This window comes from Gemmatimonadaceae bacterium, from assembly GCA_016720905.1.
Classification (GTDB): domain Bacteria; phylum Gemmatimonadota; class Gemmatimonadetes; order Gemmatimonadales; family Gemmatimonadaceae; genus Gemmatimonas.
Genome location: JADKJT010000003.1, coordinates 256764 through 273102, shown reverse-complemented (window position 1 = coordinate 273102; position 16339 = coordinate 256764). Strand labels below are relative to the sequence as shown.

The following is a 16339-nucleotide window of genomic DNA, read 5'->3' as shown; positions in this document are numbered from 1 at the left end:
CTAGCGCCGGATGATGTGCACGCGCGTTTTCTCGGGCAGGCTGTAGGCTTCGATGGTCACCACCAGCATGCCCTCCCGCAGCCCGTCGCCGGTGACTTCTATCAGGTCGCCATCGCGGATGCCCACGGTGACCGGAAGTCGTGAGGCCTGGTCGCCGTCGACCACCATGATCCACTGCCCTTCCCCCGGTCGAGTTACCACGCTGGCCACGGGAACGACCATGGCCTGGGGTTGCTCGTGCGTAACGATACGCAGATCGGTGAACTGGCCCGGCGCCAGTCCGCTGCCCGCGGGCAGTGACGCCTGCAGGCGATTCGTGCCGGTACGCGCATCCACTTCGCGGCTCACGACAGTCACCACGCCACGGCGCGCCGTACTGTCCATGCCGATCAACACCCGCTGGCCCGCCTTGAGCTGCGCGGCCTCGGCCACCGGGACATCGGCGGCAATCACCAGTCGATTCAAATCGACCAGTCGCGCCAGCACGGTGGCCGCATCAACCGACTGTCCAACCCGTGCCGAGAGACCCACCACGGTGCCGGATAATGGCGCCACCACCTCGAGGTAGGCGCGCGCGGTTTGCGCCGACGCCAGCGCGCTTCTGGCCTCATTCAGACGCTGCTCCGCTTCCTGAACCGCACGCGCTGACGTCCCGTCACTGGGCAGCAGCTGCCGTTGCCGCTGGGCCACCTGTTCGGCGAAGGCCATATCGCGCTCGGCCTTTTGCACGGCCACATCCGCCATGCGGCTTTCCAGGCGAAACAGCACGGCACCCTGACGCACCGACTGTCCTTCGCTGATCAGGATGGCCGTCAACACACCCGCCGCCTGCGGCGAGACCGTCGCACCGGCCGCGTTGACGCCGGCACGCATTGGCGCCGCCTCCACATAGCCGTAGGCCGTGACATACTGATGAAGCGTGGCACGTGTGACCGGCGCGGTGTGTACCGCGACGTCGGTCACGATGTCTGCTTCGGTGGGCTCGGCGCGACGCATGTATACGACGGCACTCACCGCCGCGACCACGGCGAACAGGCCCACCACCACACGCTTGCTCATGACGGCTGATCCTTCGCTGGGAGAGTGGTGGCACCACCACGGTTGGGCGTGGCAATTATCCACGGTTCGAGATCAAACGTTGACTGCATGGCATCCTCCAGCGCCCCCACCGTGAGTTGGGCGCGCGACACCACGTCAATACGCGCCAGCGCCGCGCTGACCAGTTCCAACTGCACACCAAGCAGTTGCAGTTTGGACAGTTCACCGGCGCGATACCCCGCCTCGGTGCTCCGCTGCTGGCGCCCTAGCGACGTGGTAATGCTGTCGGCCACGGACACCTGCAATCGCGTGAGTGCGGAGGCTGCGACCGCGCGATCCACCTCGACAATCACGCGGGCCTGCAGCGCGAGGAAGCGCGCCGCCATTTCCTCGCGACGCGCGCGCGCCTCGGCGATGGGGCCCTGATTGCGATTCAACAGCGCCACCGGCAACGACAACGACAGGCTCCACTTCACATCGGTCTGGTCCAACTGATACCCCGGGCCGAGGGTCAGGTCGGGATACTGGTTGCGGATTTCGAGTTTGAGGTTGGCCTGACTCACGTCGTAGTCGGCCAACGCGGCACGCACATCGGCGCGCTGCAGCAGCGCGACGCGCCGCACCTCGCGGTCGGGCACCAACGGCGCGGGCCGCGCGAACTCGTCGAACGTGAATCTCGTGGCGTCGAGCGCGACCGTGCTGACGCCGACAGCGGCCGCCAGCGCACTGCGGGCCTCCACGTGCCGCTGCTGCGCTGACAAGGCGGCGATGCGCGCGTCGGCCAGCGCCAGGCGAGCCTGCGTCACGTCAAACACCGCCACGTCACCGACGGCACGCTGGGCCTCGAGAATGCGCACCACCTCCGCCGCCAGTGACTGCCGCGTGGATTGCAGGGAGTCGATCGCGGTGGCGGCAAACAGCTCGACGTAGGCTTCACGCACGGCGCGGCGCACCTGCCAGGCGGTGGTCAGCACATTGAAGTGCGCCACCTCCGCCTGGGCGCGGGCCCGATCAACTCGTACGCCCCGCTTGCCAGCCATCTCGATTGGCAGGGCAAGAGACACCTGGGGCATCCACGGACTGATCTGCGTGGCTGGCGTGGTGGCGTCGAATCCCTCTCCAGCGCTCAGGGTGGGGTTCGGGCGCCCGCCGGCCGTAATGACGCCGCCCTGCGCTGACTGCCACTGGGCGCGGGCCACGTCGAGGGAGGGCGAGTAGAAAAAGGCCGCGAGGCTGAGCTGCCGCAGGTTCCATGTCGACAACGGCCAGGCTTCGACCGCGCGCCCGGCTTTCAGGAACTCACCAACCGCCGGCGCATCGAGACGTCGCGCTTCGAGGTCATCCAGCGTGCGCGAGGCCGAAAGCGGCACCGACACATAGTGCGCGCAGCCGGCCGAGAGCGACAGCAACGTCAGTACGATGCGAGCGGCACGCGCGAGGCACACACGATTCGTCAGCGGCAATCCGGAAGGCATCCCGAATCATACATCGCCGAACCTGACAGCACGCTGACAGCGACCGCCTACTCTTCGCTGCCGGCCACCTCGATCGGATGCCCGATTCCCCGCAGCTTCACGGCCATGTCCTTCTTTTCGACCGCGCGCACGTAGGCCTCCTCGGGCTCCACCTGGCGTGTCTTGACCAGCGTCAACAGGGCGTCGTTGAGCGTTTCCATTCCCAGCTTGCGCTGCGTCTGGATGATGTTGGGAATCTGCATGGTCTTGCCTTCCCGGATCATCGAACTGACGGCCTTGTTCACCAGCAGGATCTCACGCGCCGCGATGCGGCCACCGCCGATCTTCTTGCACAGGGTCTGTGAGATGACGCCCTTCAGCGATTCCGCCAGCATGATGCGGATCTGTTCCTGGCGGTCCGCCGGGAACTGGTCGACAATGCGGTTGATCGTGGAGGCCGCGGTGGACGTGTGCAGCGTGCCGAACACCAGATGCCCCGTTTCGGCCGTTTCAATGGCAATGGCAATGGTTTCCAGGTCACGGAGTTCGCCCACCAGCACGATGTCCGGATCTTCACGCAATGCGGCGCGCAAGGCGCTCTTGAATGACTGCGTGTGCACGCCCACCTGGCGCTGCGTGATCAGGCACTTCTTGCTCTGGTGCACAAACTCGATCGGATCTTCGATGGTGATGATGTGATCGCACCGGGTGCGATTGATCAGGTCGACGAGCGCGCACAACGTGGTGGACTTGCCGGATCCGGTGGGACCTGTCACCAGCACGAGGCCCTTGGTGAGATTGCACAGCGCCTGCACTTCCGGCGTGATCCCCATCTGCTCCACAGTGACCGTTCCCGTGGCGATGGTCCGAATGACGGCCGCCACGCCGTGCCGGTCGCGCAACACGTTCACCCGAAAGCGCGAGACACCGGCGATTTCGTAGGCGAAGTCGGTGTCCCAGTTTTCGTCGAACTCGCCTTTGTTCTTGTCGGGCATGATGGACCAGAGCATGCCGGAGATTTCCTCGCTCTCCACCGGCGCTTCACCATCGATGCGCAGCAGATCGCCACCGAGCCGGAGAATGGGCGGTTCACCCGTGCGCAGATGCAGGTCGGCCGCGCCGCGTTCCACCTGCAGACGCAGCAGCCGCTCCAGGGCGTCTCGGGCCGGTGATTCACCGTCGAACGAGCCATAGGGTCGGTCGGTGGCGCGACGCTTCAGGTGTCGTTGCGTGGTGGGGGCTTCCGGGTCGCGGGGACCTGCTTTGTCCACCCACTTGCGGATCATCAGCTTGAGCGTGGGCGACTCGTTGTCCTGCGCCACCAGATAGCGCTGCGCATTCCAGGTATACAGCAACCGAATGCCCTGCGCTTCGGCCACCCATTCGCGTTCATCGGGTGCCGCGACCTCCGACACCAGGGCGAGGACCTGCTGTCGGGTGAGGGCCTGTTGCGTCACCGCCTGCAGCCCCGTGGGGGTCTGGCAGCGGATCGGTTCGTCGGCTTCGAGGATGACGTGAGTGGCGGCACCGGCTTCAAGGCGCGGCAGCACACGGTCGAGTTGGGGCACGGCAGTTGAATGAAATGAGCCAGATCAGTGACGGTGGGCGACGCGTGCCAGTAGCGAAACGGCGCCCTTCCTCTCACCGTACTAGACGACGATCGGTGATCTGCGTTACACCGAGGGCCTTCGGCGTGACGCTCGTGCCGGAAAGGCCGCTGACCTGCCGTGCTTCCCGACCCTCGCATACTCCGGACCCTGTGGACTCAGACACGCCGCTGTCACCCGTTGCCGCCGCCGGACGCGTCTTTCCCTGTCGCCAGTGCGGGGCGTCGCTGCGCTTCGCGCCGTCTGTCGGCCAGTTGACCTGCGACAGTTGCGGCACGGTCAACGAACGGCCGGTTGTCGACGACGCGGCGCAATCGGCCACGCATGAAGAGCTGGACTATCTCGGATACCTGCGATTGCAGGCGGGCAACGAACCGGAGATCACGCCGCAGTTGGTGGATTGCCCGCAGTGCGGGGCGCAAACGCAGTTTGAACCGAATGTGGTGGCCGCGGTGTGCGCCTTCTGCGCCACGCCGTTGGTGTCGGCAGCGGCGCATGCGGAGCGCCGCATTCGCCCGCGGGCCGTAGTGCCGTTCGCCCTCGAGCCCAAGGGCGCGCAGGACGTGTTCCGACGCTGGATCGAGGGACGGTGGTTTGCCCCGAACGCGCTCAAGCAGAGCGTGCGCGCCGTCAACGGCGTGCGCGGCGTGTATCTGCCGTGCTGGACGTTCGATGCGCGCACCACCAGTGAGTATCAGGGTCAACGCGGTGTCGACCGCATCGTGCAGGATACGAAACGTGATGCGCAGGGGAACACCGTGGTCGTCCAGCGCACGGTGACCGATTGGTATGCCGCGTCGGGTACCGTGGCGTTGTCGTTTGACGACACGCTGGTGCCCGCCTCACGCAGCATTCCGGCGCACCTGGCCGATGTGCTGACGGATTGGGACGTGTCGGGCATGCAGCCCTTCTCCGACGACTTTGTCGCGGGCTTCACGGTGGAGGCCTATCAGCTGGGGCTGGAACCGGCGTTCGAGGAGGCCAAGAGCATTTTCGGCGCGGCCATTCTCGGCGCCGTCAAGCAGGACATCGGCGGCAATCACCAGCGGGTATCGAACATCGCGACACGCTACGACGACGTGAAATTCAAGCACATCCTGCTGCCCGTGTGGATCTGCTCGTATCAATTCAACGGGAGATCCTGGCGCGTGGTGGTGAATGGACAGACGGGCGCGGTCAAGGGCGATCGGCCGTGGTCGGCGTGGAAGATCGGGTTCGCGGTGGCGGCGGCACTGGCGGTGGCGGCGGTGATCTACCTCCTCAATCAAGGCTGAATCGCGCGCAGCGCGAGGATTGACATATCAATATTTATTGGTGTATTATGTTCGCATGCTGACCGCGCCACCTCCCCGATCAAGCCGCCTGACCGCCCGCCACCGCGCCCGCGCGGTCACGCTCTTCCACGCCCTGTCCGACGAAACACGTCTGGAAATCCTCGACATGCTGCGCGACGGGGAGCGCTGCGTGTGTGACCTGCAAGGCGCGCTGGATGCGGCCCAGTCGCGACTGTCGTTTCATCTGAAGGTCTTGCGGGAGGCCGGTCTGGTCAGCGACCGCAAGGAAGGCCGCTGGTCGTATTATGCCATCGTTCCAAACGCACTGGCAGAAGTGCATGACCTCGTGGTCGCGCAGCGCCCGACAACCATTCCGGGGCGGGCCAGGTTACCGGTGATCGGGCGGTGCTGCGGCTGACCGGCCGACACCCAGGATCAACGGTGTAGTTCGCCTACCCGCCGCACATCCCTCACGCGTTTTATCCATCAACGTTTGTTGATCAAAAGGAGATCGATATGTCCACTGTGCTGCCCATCGCCACCAGCCCTGCCGCCGAATCGGCGAACCTCACCCAAATCGTTCAGGACCGTTACGGTGCCGCCGCCCGCCGCGTGCTGGACAGCGCCACATCCGGCGGCTGTGGCCCCGCCAGTTCGTGCTGTGGAGGCGCCGCGTTCAACGGCAGTGTCGATCCCATCACATCCAACCTGTACGTGAACGGCGAGACCAGTGAACTGCCAACGGCCGCCGTGCTCGCATCGCTCGGGTGCGGGAATCCCACGGCGTTGCTGGAGCTGCACGAGGGGCAGGTCGTGCTCGACCTGGGCTCGGGCGGTGGCATCGACGTCATCTTGTCGGCCCGACGCGTTGGCGCGACCGGCAAGGCGTACGGACTGGACATGACCGACGACATGCTGGCGTTGGCCCGACAGAACGCCGCCGAAGCGAAGGTGCACAATGTCGAGTTTCTCAAGGGGCATATCGAATCCATCCCGCTGCCCGACAACTCCGTCGACGTGATCATTTCCAACTGCGTCATCAACCTGTCGGGCGACAAAGCGCAGGTATTGCGCGAAGCGTTTCGCGTGCTCAAGCCCGGTGGTCGATTCGCGGTGAGCGATGTCGTGGTGCGGGGTGACGTCCCCGCCGATGTGCGGCGCAGCATGGAGTTGTGGGTAGGGTGTGTGGCCGGCGCGCTGGAAGAGTCCGAGTTCACGTCGCTCCTGCAGCAGGCAGGGTTTACCGATATCGACATCGAGCCCACGCGCATCTACCGCAGTGAGGATGCCCGGCAGTTCCTAGCCGAGGCCGGACTCGAGTCGTCGACGCTGGAAGCGATCGAAGGCAAGTTCATGGCCGCGTTTGTGCGGGGCACCAAGCCAACCGCGGCACCCTGCTGTGGTCCGGGCTGCTGTACCTGACGCCAGGACATTCGCGGTGCGTCACGACGGGCTCTCGCTATTCCCGTGATATGTTGGGACATTATGGGGTGGCACGTCGATGGAACGCGCCCTCACCCGTCCCTGCCATGATCATGCGTCGCTCGTTCTTCGCGCTCGCCGCCGTACTTGTCGCTGCCTCACTGGCTGTCGTCACCAGCGCCAGCGCACAGGCACCTGCCATTCCGCGCGAGCAGCGTGAGGCGCGGGACATCCTGCGCGAGTTGGTGAACATCAACTCCACGTCCGGCACCCCTGGCGTCGGGCGCGCTGCGCGCGCCATGGCCCTGCGACTGCGCACGGCAGGGTATCCGGCGGCCGATGTGCAACTGTTGGGTCCGACCCCGCAAATGACCGCGTTGGTGGCGCGGCTGCGCGGTCGCAAAATGGGACTCAAGCCCATTCTGTTGATGGCGCATCTCGATGTCGTGGCCGCCAACCGCGCCGACTGGCCGTTCGATCCATTCACCATGGTGGAGAAGGACGGGTGGTATTACGGACGCGGCGCGGAAGACAACAAAGCGGGCGTGGGCACCATCATCGCGAACTTCGTGCGCTGGAAGCGCGAGGGGTGGGTGCCGGACCGGGACATCATCGCCGTGCTCTCGGCCGACGAGGAAACTGACGGCAATTCCATCGCTTGGTTGCTGAAGAATCACCGGGTGTTGATTGACGCCGAGTACGCGCTGAACACCGACGGCGGCGGCGGTTCGCTGGACAAGGGCAAGGCCGTGTCGAACTCGGTGCAGGCCAGCGAAAAGATGTTCGCCAACTTCCGCATTGAAGTCACCAACCCCGGCGGGCACAGCTCCGTCCCGCGGCGCGACAACGCCATTTATGAACTGAGCGCGCGATTGGCGGCGTTTGGGGCGTTCGAGTATCCGCGCCGATTGAACGAGGTGTCGCGCGCCTACTTCGTGCAGAGCGCGCCCACGCAAGCGCCCGACATCGCGGCGCTCATGCGCGCCGTCGCGGCCGAGCCGATGGATACGGCGGCCGCCACCAAGTTGTCGGCGGCCAATCCGTACTGGAACTCCATCATGCGCACCACGTGCGTGGCCACGCGACTGGAGGCCGGTCACGCCGACAATGCGCTGGCGCAACGGGCCTCGGCATTGGTGAACTGCCGCATTCTTCCCGACGAATCGATTGACTCGGTGCAGGCCACGATGCAACGCGTGGTGGGCCCGGGTGCCAAGGTGATGAAGGCGTGGGACGCGATCGTCAGCCCACCGTCACCGCTCCGCAAGGACGTGATGGATGTGGTCACCACGCTCACGACGGAGCGCTTTCCGGGCGCGGTGGTGGTGCCCGAGATGTCCACCGGTGCCACCGATGGGTTGTTCACCCGTAACGCGGGCATCCCCACCTATGGTATCGGCGCCGTGTTTTTCGAGCAGGCCGAACCCAGTCGCGCGCATGGACAGGAGGAGCGTGTGGGCGTCAAGGCGTATCACGATGCGGTGGCGTTCTGGTACAGCATGGTGAAGCGACTGGGAACCAATACCGTCGTGCCGTGACGTGCCAATGACGGCGTTGCGGCATCGCCGGGTCGGCGCCGCGCCCCTGGTTGCGCTGTTCGGGTTGCTCGTGCTGGCGCGCCCGGCCGATTCACAGAGTTGTGCACCACTGCGGACCGGCTTGGTCCTGTCCGGCGGCGGCGCCAGAGGGTTTGCGCACGTCGGCGTGTTCAAGATCCTCGATTCGCTGCACATCCGGCCGGACTTCATCGTCGGTTCATCCATTGGCGCCATCGCTGGCGCCCTGTATGCCAGTGGCTATAGCGGGAATGAGATCGATTCGATCACGCGGGCACTGCCGCTGCAACGTGTGATCCGCACGTATAGCCCGACGGCCCCCCGTATCATGGAGTTCCCGGCCCCGCTGGCCGTATGGGAAAGTGACGGGCGCGGCCTGATGCTGCAAACCGGCTCGGTGCGCGAGGCGGAGGTGAACGCACTCATGTCCGCCATGATGTTGCGTGGAAATCTCCTCGCCCGTGGTGACTTTGATCGATTGCCGATCCCGTTGCGCGTCGTCAGTACCAGATTGTCCACGCGGGAAACTGTGGTGCTCCGTGGCGGTGACCTGGCACAGGCCCTGCGCGCGTCCTTCGCCATTCCGCTCATCTTCGCGCCCAGCGTGATCGGCGACGACGTGCTGGTCGATGGGGGGGTATCCGACAACATCCCGGTGGCCGCCGCGCGCGCCATGGGCGCGCAACGTCTCATCATCTCCACGTTGCCCAATGCCGTGGCCGCCGACAACCTGCAGGGCGATCCCATCAAGGTGGCACTGCAATTGGCGGATTTCCTCTTTCGCAACGACACGACCACGTTCCGGCCACAGGACGTGATCATCCGCAACCGGACGTCAGAGTTCGGCTCCCTCGACTTCTCCCAGGCCACGCTCGATTCCCTCGTGCGAGGTGGAATGCACGTCGCACGTGAGGCATTCGCCAAATCCGACTGTATCCGTACGGTGCGCGACGCCAGCCCCGCTCCGGACGTCCGCGCATCCGCCGTTCCCCGGGTGATGACCGAGCTGCGCATCAACACGACGCGCCGTATGGAGGCCCAGACGCTCCGACTCGCCCTCGGTCTGTCTCCCGCGCGCCCGTTCCGGGAGGACAGTCTGCGCGTCCGATTGCTTCGACTGGGCGAGAGCGACGACTATCGTGCGTTGTGGTTGGAACCTTCGGGTCGCGATTCCAGCGTGAGTTTCAGCATCGCGCCGGTGTACAGTGCCAAACAGGTCGTCGCCGTTGGTCTGGCATACGACAATGATCTCGGCGGGCGGATGTGGGGTGGCATCGCCTGGCGCGACCTGCTCAACGCGGCCGTTGAAGCGTCCTCGGCGGTCGACTTCGGCAAGTTCCGTCAGGAATGGCGCGCGGGTATGCGACGACAGATTCCCGCCTTCGCGAATGTCGTGCCCCTCATCGCCAATGTTCGTGCGGTGTCGGAGGACATCCTGCTGTATTCCGACAACAGCGAACGCGATGTGATCGGGACCCGCGAGCTGTCGATCGCCATGGGCGTGAGTCGCCGGCTTCGCGGAGGATTCCGGGTGGACGTGGCACCAACCGCACGGTGGTGGCGCGTGGCGCAGGAGACCGCGGTGAACGCCGTGGGACTGCATGTGCTCCTCGCCGATGGTGCGCATGCGGCCGACACGCGGACCATTGTTGAGGGCGAAGCGAACACCCGCTTTCTGCGACTCCATGCCGAAAGCAACATGGTCTGGCGATTGGGGGCGTTTCGTATCGTTCCCAAGGCCCGGGTGAGCTGGTCACGTCGTGCACCGCTTCAGGAGCAGTTCTTTCTGGGTGGCTACGACGGCTTTGGCGGACTGCGCACCACTGAATTGCGCGCCGAACAGGAGGCCATGGTCGGTCTCTCGCTGGCGCGCATTATTGTCGGTCCGATCCGCGCGCTTGGCGAGATTTCCGCGGGCTCAATGGGCAGCGGAGCCGGCTTCCTGCGGCCACACGCGGGCACCGCGTACGGCCAGCTCATACGCGGTGGTCGTATCGGCGGCGAGGTTCGCGCTGGGGCATTCAATGTGCTGATCCAGCGAGGCTTCAATTCCGAGGGCGGCGACCTGTGGTTCGTGCGCATAGGACAGTGGTTCTGACGCGCTGACGTTGAGCAGCAGGCGCAGTCCCCAACCGGTCAGTGGCACTTCCCGCCGCTGGCATCCCAGATCCGGCCGCCGACTTCGAGGAATGCGGACCGGTACTCCGCACCGCCGAGCACGAGGAGCAGCACCCCGGGACGTCCGGCAATCCGTGCGACACTGTTGGGCACAGGCGCGTTGAAGTTTCGAAACTCACCACCGCCCGTGCCGGCAACAATCTGGGTCAGGCCCTTGAGCGTATCCACGACGCCCTCCGGGGTCATGGGGCGGAATCGCTCATAGTCGTGATCATGGCCGTTGAGCACGAGCTCGACGTTGTGGTCAATCAGCAGCTGCCAGAGCGGAATGAACTTGCGATTGCTCCCGTGCCATCCCGAGCTGAAGCGCGGATTGTGCCAATAGGCCACCGTGCACGTGGCCTTGCTGGCCTTGAGGTCCTTCTCCACCCACGCCATCTGGGCCGCTCTGGCCGCATCGTTGAACGACGGGTTCACAATGATTTCGCTGTTGAGCGCCAGCACATGCCATGTCCCGACATCGTAGCTGTAGTAGCCTGAAATGTCGTTGCCCGCGGCTTTGCCGAAATACTTGAAGTATGGTGCGGCGCCGGAGCTGTAATACTCATGGTTGCCGGGGGTTGTCCGAATATTTCGCATGATCCGCTTGTTGGGATCACCCCATGTGGGCGTGAAGCAATTGGCGAACTCCGCTTCCGTGCCGGACTCATAGACATTGTCGCCAAGCGTAAACGCAACATCCGGCACCTTGGCGATGCTGTCCGCGCGCAACACGCTATCCACCAGATGCGCCGTGGCTTCACCCGTTCGCAACGAACAGCTGGCGATGTCCCCGACGCCAATCATGACGGCCGCGCCGCTGGCTGCGACTGCCCAGGCCGGTGATGCCGCGGGTGGCGGGGTGAGCTCGACGGCGCTGGCACACGACAACACGGCGCCAAGCGCCGGAACGGATGTAATGAGATGAAGACGTCGCATGAAATTCCTGAGAGTGTTTCGGGTACTGCCCGCCGGACGCGCACTCCGGAGCGATGATGAGGCTAGAAATTGAGTCCGAATCTGAGTGACGGCCCGCGGTGCCCTGGTTCGGTCGTGCTGGCAAGGGTCACAACGGGTGATGCATACCCGCGCCCGAACCACACCCCGGCACCCACGCGGGTATGCCAGCCACCGGGCGAACGGCCGTCGTCGTACACACGACCAGCCTCGGCGAGCCCCAGCGCGCCCATGCGTATGGGCAGCAGGAAATTGAAGTGTGCCAGCGGGATGCGAAGCTCGGAGGTGGCGTACACGGCCGCGTCGCCGGCATAGCGCTGCGGATCCATGTAGCGCGTCGTGCCGCCCCCACCAATGGTCGCGGCCTCGTAGAACGGGAAGTCGCCGAAGAGCTTCCTGCTGCCGGCACGCACAACGAAGAGCGGCTGCAGCGGGATCGGCAGCGTCACCGATGTTCCCATCGTGACGCCGACGGCACTGTACGCCGAACGCACATCGAGCATGGCTGGCGTGACCGTTCCATCGAACACCAGCAGCACCTGATGATGCGTATGTTCCGCCTTATCGGGAAGCGAGCGCCATTCAAAGCGGGTCTCGAGCTGCGCGCCGGCCTGAGAGAACCGACCAATGCCATAGGCCGCGGTGGCCGCCACATATGGGCTCCGTGCCGCATCGGTGTTCGAGTACTGGATCACCGGGCCCAATGACACGTCCCATTTCGACCCCAGCGCCAAAGCAATCGCCGGACGGAACGTGGACTGTCTCTGATGGATGGCGGTCAGCGCACTCCGGCTTCCCGAGTCGATGGTCGCATTCCCCATCCCGTTGAAGTTGATCATCTGGATGTCGGACACCTGGCCGAACGCGAGGAAATGGAGCGGGGATGCCTCTCGCCGTTGGTCGACGGCCATGGACAGGCGCGCGCCACCAAACCGCATCGCGTACTCCGCGCCGACCTTCACCATCGTGGCATACGGGCGACGATCGAACCCATAGCGGTATCGGACGAACTGCACGGACGGTGTGAGGCCCAGACCGCGGTGTTCACTGAGACCTACGCGCGGCCGCAGGCTGCTGCCGTTATCGGGTTGGTGCGGAACCAACACACCGCCTTCCGTTTCGTACGGTCGCCGATTGAACATGGTATCCGGCCCATACGATATCCCGCTGATTCGTCCCGCGTCGTAGAGGTGCGTCGGGTGTGTCTCTCCCGCGACCGTCGACGAATCGAGCAGGCGATTGGTTCCGTTGCCGCCGATGATGCGCACGAGGATGCTGTTGGGCACCCGGCCCGTGACCAGCGCGGTGTCGTCTCCACCATGCAGGTACACGAGGATCTCGCGAGTGTCGCGCGCATCGAATCGCCGGGAGAAGCTCGGTCTGCCCTGCGACGCCAGCCGCACGGTGACGAACGCCTCGCTCTCGCGCGTGACCATCAGGTGATCGGCGGCATCAGTGCCCTGCACCTGCACTCGCGCCGCCAGCAGGCGGTAGAACTGCGAGGCGGCGGCGGCGAGCGCGTCACGCCGTTTCCGCAACGTGGCCTCCAGTCGTGGCGCGCCCGCCCGATACTCCACCGGCATCGCCAGGGCGGCGTCGTGGACCACCGCGTCGGTGATGCGCGTCTGCAGTGCGCTGACCACCGAATCCCACACGAACCGGTCAAGGCCGGCCAGCAACCGCGCATCGATCAGTCCGGGAGCGGTCAGTGCGGCGACGTTCGGTGTGTCATTCATTTCGACAAGCAGAGGCGACCACCATCGCGACATCCGCATGATCACGCCGCCGAATGATACGAATGCGTGGTCACGGTCGCGGGCAATCGGCACCCATGGTTCATCGGGCCTGTCACCCCTTCGCGCCCATTTCCAGTTGCCGGGGTGTCGATCGTTGTCGTTGATCAGGAAGTCCAACAGTCGCGCCGCCAGAAATTCACGGGCATTCACCTGCTCGCTGGCATCGTGGTTCAGCCGACGCAGCAAGGAATCACTGTCGATAATGGATGTTGCGCCGCCAAACCCTGCCCCCTTCGTGGGCACATTGGGGAACCGCTCCAGCATGCCGAGCCGCCCGGCGAACTCCGCCCGCGACTCGCCGAGCATCGAGTCATCCGGAAGCACCATGAGGACGGCCGTAGGATGCAGGACGCCGCTGGCGGCGGCCAGCGGCGCGGTCATCACCGCCGCTGCCGGGTGCATGGCGCTGACCTGATCCTGCAGCACGTGCTCCAGCACGGTGTGCCGCAAGACCTCCGGCATGGTGTTGACCGTCTTGTCGGACAGTCTGAACACGTACTCCGCGCCATCGGCCGACTCGAATCGAAGGGACTTGGTCTGCAGTCCACCGCCGGTCTTTGTCAGTCGCAGACCACCCGCATACGTCTCCAGGTTGAGCACGGGCACCCGAATGGGGGTGCCCCACAGCACGCGGTTGGAGCTACCCACCAACCATTGGTAGAACGCCCCCGCCCTATAGTCGACGCTTGCGGCGACCGTGACGCTGTCGGCCTGCCGCGATGCCGCGAGTGGTGTCTTCCACGGCTCTTGCGCCAGGGCTGGTGGCCCCAGCCACAGGAGCGAGGCCGCCACGGCCAGTGTCACGCGAGTCGATGACTTTCGTTTGCACATCTACGGCCACCGATACAGCGTGATGAGGGCGGGCCCTTTCACGGCTTCATCACTCACCAGGAACAATCCGTCCTTGGTCACCGCGAGGCCTTCCGGCTGTTCGTGCTGTTCGTGCTGTTCGGGAAGCGAACGGGCGAACACCGCTCCGCCAGTCGGTGTGATGGCAACAATCGCCCGCTCCTTCGATGCCAGCAGCACATAGTTGCCCGTCTGCGGATCGACGGTGATGTCCGCAATCTGCAGGCTGTTCCAACCATTTGAACCTCGCACGCTTGCGACCGGCACGACCACGCGCGACACGCGTCCCGCGGAGTCGGGTTTCAGGCTCCACCGGTAAATGACGATCGCATTCCGTTCCTGCTTGTCTCGGATGTTCTTGCACGCCAACAACAGCGCGTTGATGGTCGCATCATAGGCCACACCCTCGAATTCGCACGCCTTCGTGAGCCCCGTGTCATGCTTGCGGACCTCCACGTGCGCGCTCTCAATGCCCTCGCGAAATTCATACAGCATGCCATTGCTCGCCAGCAGCCAGAGGACGTCATTGGCAACGGTGATGCCTTCGAAGTCGGCTTTGATGGCTCCGGCACCAATCGAGAATCGTTTCAGCAGCAGGCCCCGGCGATAGTCGATTTCCCAAACCTGCCCGTCCTCGTCCCCGTGCACGAAGAGCCGACCGTCGCTGGTGAGCGCCAGGCCGGAGATTTCACTTAACGCCTTCGGAAGCACCCATCGCGCCAGTGGCGCGTCGGGATCGCCGACCGAGTCTGCGTCGGCCATGGCGCTGATCAACCGAGCCTCGCGTGCCACAGCCGTCGGGCTCCCCAGCATCTCGGCGACGGCCTTCCCGGGCGAATCCCCACAGGCTACCGCGGCAGTCACCATAAGCACCACACCGGCGCCACACCACGCGCGTGTCATGTCGGTTGCTCTTCCAACTTGCGCTCGGCGCGAAGCTCGCCCGACTCGCGCGCCAGCGCATCGCCGACTTCGACGTCCGCTTCCCCGATCAGGCCGGCACAACTGGCGCGAATGGCCGTCAGCATCGCATCGCGACTCACGGACTTGCGTGTGCGCACCAGATAGTACATCTCGGAGGGCTTGCCGGAATTGGTCACGACTTCATCCAGTATCCAGCGCTTGGTGATGAGGTCGAGTGCCCGTTCGACGTGTGCCTGGGTTTCCGTGAGCTGGCTGGTGGTGAGTGTGACAATGGCATCGAACCGCGGCTTCTTCCCGTTCGATCCGATGATGTCGTGTACCCGGGCGAATCGTTCCGCGAGGGCCTCGGCCTTTCTGGGCGTCAACGCCAACACGAGATCTCGGTCGGGGATGGCGTGGCCGCCTTCGTCCTTTCCCGCCAGGTCCTGCAGCGGCGCGGCCCACTGCGAGGCTGCCGTCGGCTCCAGCACGGTGCGGCCGAAATCGTACCGCCAGATCAGCACCAGCACGAAGTTGAAAATGATGGTCAGCAGCAGCGCCACCATCACCACCTGCACGCCGGCGGCGAACCCCACCGCGATGGACAGGAAGATGAAGACGATGTCACGGGCATCGGTCAGATTGGTGCGGAATCGCACGGCAGCGACCACACCGCCCAGACTGAACGCCAACGCCAGGCTGTTGCTGACGATCAGCACGATTCCGGCCACGATCATCGGCAATACGATCAGCACTTGCACGATGGATTGGTTGTGGCCCTGGGCGTTCTTCGCGGACATATACACCCACGTGACCGGCAGCATCAGCACCAACGTGCTGACCAGCACGAAGATGATGCGGAGCGCGAAACCCACTCGCGACGCGAGGTCCGCCAGTGGTGCCGGCACTTGCCCGCTGGCCAACCCATCCTGCAGGAAGGCGGGTGTTCTGGCGAGTTGTTCCAGCGGCTCGCTGGACAGCAGGCGGTCAACGCCAGGGACGAAGTAGTACAGGGCCGCGCCCACCAGCCCGAGCACCGTATAATATGCCGCCAGTCGCCGCATGGGCCGTTGCGAGCCCAGCGTGAGCAGATTGATGAGTTGGCTGACGTATCCCATTGTGCACTCTCGATTGTGATACCGACGGTTCGTCGTTGCCCCCTGATCAACGCATTCCGAACGCCTTGCCTGCACCTTAGTGCGTTTCCGGCGACGGCACCATCGCCCGTAGGAGTGAGTTGCGCCGTTCCTCCCGCAACGAGAAACAGAGCGGGCGACGAATTCGTCGCGCGCTCCGTCTCCCCGTCATCGATCATTCGCTCCGCTC

General features: G+C 64.8%; 12 protein-coding genes. 5 read left to right on the top strand and 7 right to left on the bottom strand.

Translation table 11 applies throughout. From position 1 onward, the window contains the following. The 3 genes from IPP90_05625 to IPP90_05615 are packed head-to-tail and all read right to left on the bottom strand — an operon-like array spanning position 1 to position 3778. Positions 1-1059, bottom strand: a complete 1059-nt coding sequence (locus IPP90_05625) for an efflux RND transporter periplasmic adaptor subunit (GenBank protein ID MBL0170202.1) — start codon at positions 1057-1059, stop codon at positions 1-3. Next, positions 1056-2513, bottom strand: a complete 1458-nt coding sequence (locus tag IPP90_05620; GenBank protein MBL0170201.1) for a TolC family protein — start codon at positions 2511-2513, stop codon at positions 1056-1058. Before IPP90_05620 ends, IPP90_05625 begins: the two co-directional genes overlap by 4 nt. 47 nt (positions 2514-2560) lie before the next feature. Continuing rightward, the gene (locus tag IPP90_05615) at positions 2561-3778 is read right to left on the bottom strand and encodes a type IV pilus twitching motility protein PilT (GenBank protein ID MBL0170200.1); all 1218 of its coding nucleotides are present in this window, start codon (positions 3776-3778) and stop codon (positions 2561-2563) included. A gap of 473 nt (positions 3779-4251) precedes the next feature. On the opposite strand from IPP90_05615, the gene IPP90_05610 reads away from it, so the two are divergent. From IPP90_05610 to IPP90_05590, 5 genes are all read left to right on the top strand, one after another. Beyond that, positions 4252-5373: a primosomal protein N' (replication factor Y) - superfamily II helicase gene (locus IPP90_05610; GenBank protein ID MBL0170199.1), complete on the top strand. Its 1122-nt coding sequence runs from the start codon at positions 4252-4254 to the stop codon at positions 5371-5373. Between the two features lie 55 nt (positions 5374-5428). Further along, positions 5429-5791, top strand: a complete 363-nt coding sequence (locus tag IPP90_05605) for a metalloregulator ArsR/SmtB family transcription factor (protein ID MBL0170198.1) — start codon at positions 5429-5431, stop codon at positions 5789-5791. 98 nt (positions 5792-5889) lie between these two features. After that, positions 5890-6795 carry an arsenite methyltransferase gene (locus IPP90_05600; GenBank protein ID MBL0170197.1) on the top strand — a complete coding sequence of 302 codons (906 nt, stop codon included), beginning with the start codon at positions 5890-5892 and terminating at the stop codon, positions 6793-6795. A 107-nt stretch (positions 6796-6902) separates the two neighbouring features. Then, positions 6903-8333, top strand: a complete 1431-nt coding sequence (locus IPP90_05595) for a M20/M25/M40 family metallo-hydrolase (GenBank protein MBL0170196.1) — start codon at positions 6903-6905, stop codon at positions 8331-8333. A gap of 7 nt (positions 8334-8340) precedes the next feature. Continuing rightward, positions 8341-10449: a patatin-like phospholipase family protein gene (locus IPP90_05590; protein ID MBL0170195.1), complete on the top strand. Its 2109-nt coding sequence runs from the start codon at positions 8341-8343 to the stop codon at positions 10447-10449. A 38-nt stretch (positions 10450-10487) separates the two neighbouring features. Here the strand turns inward: IPP90_05590 and IPP90_05585 are convergent, their stop codons facing one another. From IPP90_05585 to IPP90_05570, 4 genes are all read right to left on the bottom strand, one after another. Further along, entirely contained in the window at positions 10488-11447 is a 960-nt protein-coding gene (locus tag IPP90_05585) for a metallophosphoesterase (protein MBL0170194.1), read from the bottom strand. A gap of 62 nt (positions 11448-11509) precedes the next feature. Then, positions 11510-14092, bottom strand: coding sequence for a hypothetical protein (locus tag IPP90_05580; GenBank protein MBL0170193.1), 2583 nt, complete (start codon positions 14090-14092; stop codon positions 11510-11512). Continuing rightward, positions 14093-15013 carry an SdiA-regulated domain-containing protein gene (locus tag IPP90_05575; protein MBL0170192.1) on the bottom strand — a complete coding sequence of 307 codons (921 nt, stop codon included), beginning with the start codon at positions 15011-15013 and terminating at the stop codon, positions 14093-14095. Continuing rightward, on the bottom strand, positions 15010-16131 hold the full coding sequence (locus IPP90_05570; GenBank protein ID MBL0170191.1) for a DUF4956 domain-containing protein: 1122 nt from the start codon (positions 16129-16131) through the stop codon (positions 15010-15012). Before IPP90_05570 ends, IPP90_05575 begins: the two co-directional genes overlap by 4 nt. Positions 16132-16339 lie beyond the last annotated feature (208 nt).

Coding starts and splice junctions, on each gene's coding strand:
- IPP90_05585 (MBL0170194.1), bottom strand. CDS start 11,447: ATGCGACGTCTTCATCTCATTACATCCGTTCCGGCGCTTGGCGCCGTG.
- IPP90_05615 (MBL0170200.1), bottom strand. CDS start 3,778: ATGATCCGCAAGTGGGTGGACAAAGCAGGTCCCCGCGACCCGGAAGCC.
- IPP90_05625 (MBL0170202.1), bottom strand. CDS start 1,059: ATGAGCAAGCGTGTGGTGGTGGGCCTGTTCGCCGTGGTCGCGGCGGTG.
- IPP90_05575 (MBL0170192.1), bottom strand. CDS start 15,013: ATGACACGCGCGTGGTGTGGCGCCGGTGTGGTGCTTATGGTGACTGCC.
- IPP90_05590 (MBL0170195.1), top strand. CDS start 8,341: ATGACGGCGTTGCGGCATCGCCGGGTCGGCGCCGCGCCCCTGGTTGCG.
- IPP90_05580 (MBL0170193.1), bottom strand. CDS start 14,092: ATGTGCAAACGAAAGTCATCGACTCGCGTGACACTGGCCGTGGCGGCC.
- IPP90_05605 (MBL0170198.1), top strand. CDS start 5,429: ATGCTGACCGCGCCACCTCCCCGATCAAGCCGCCTGACCGCCCGCCAC.
- IPP90_05620 (MBL0170201.1), bottom strand. CDS start 2,513: ATGCCTTCCGGATTGCCGCTGACGAATCGTGTGTGCCTCGCGCGTGCC.
- IPP90_05600 (MBL0170197.1), top strand. CDS start 5,890: ATGTCCACTGTGCTGCCCATCGCCACCAGCCCTGCCGCCGAATCGGCG.
- IPP90_05595 (MBL0170196.1), top strand. CDS start 6,903: ATGATCATGCGTCGCTCGTTCTTCGCGCTCGCCGCCGTACTTGTCGCT.
- IPP90_05570 (MBL0170191.1), bottom strand. CDS start 16,131: ATGGGATACGTCAGCCAACTCATCAATCTGCTCACGCTGGGCTCGCAA.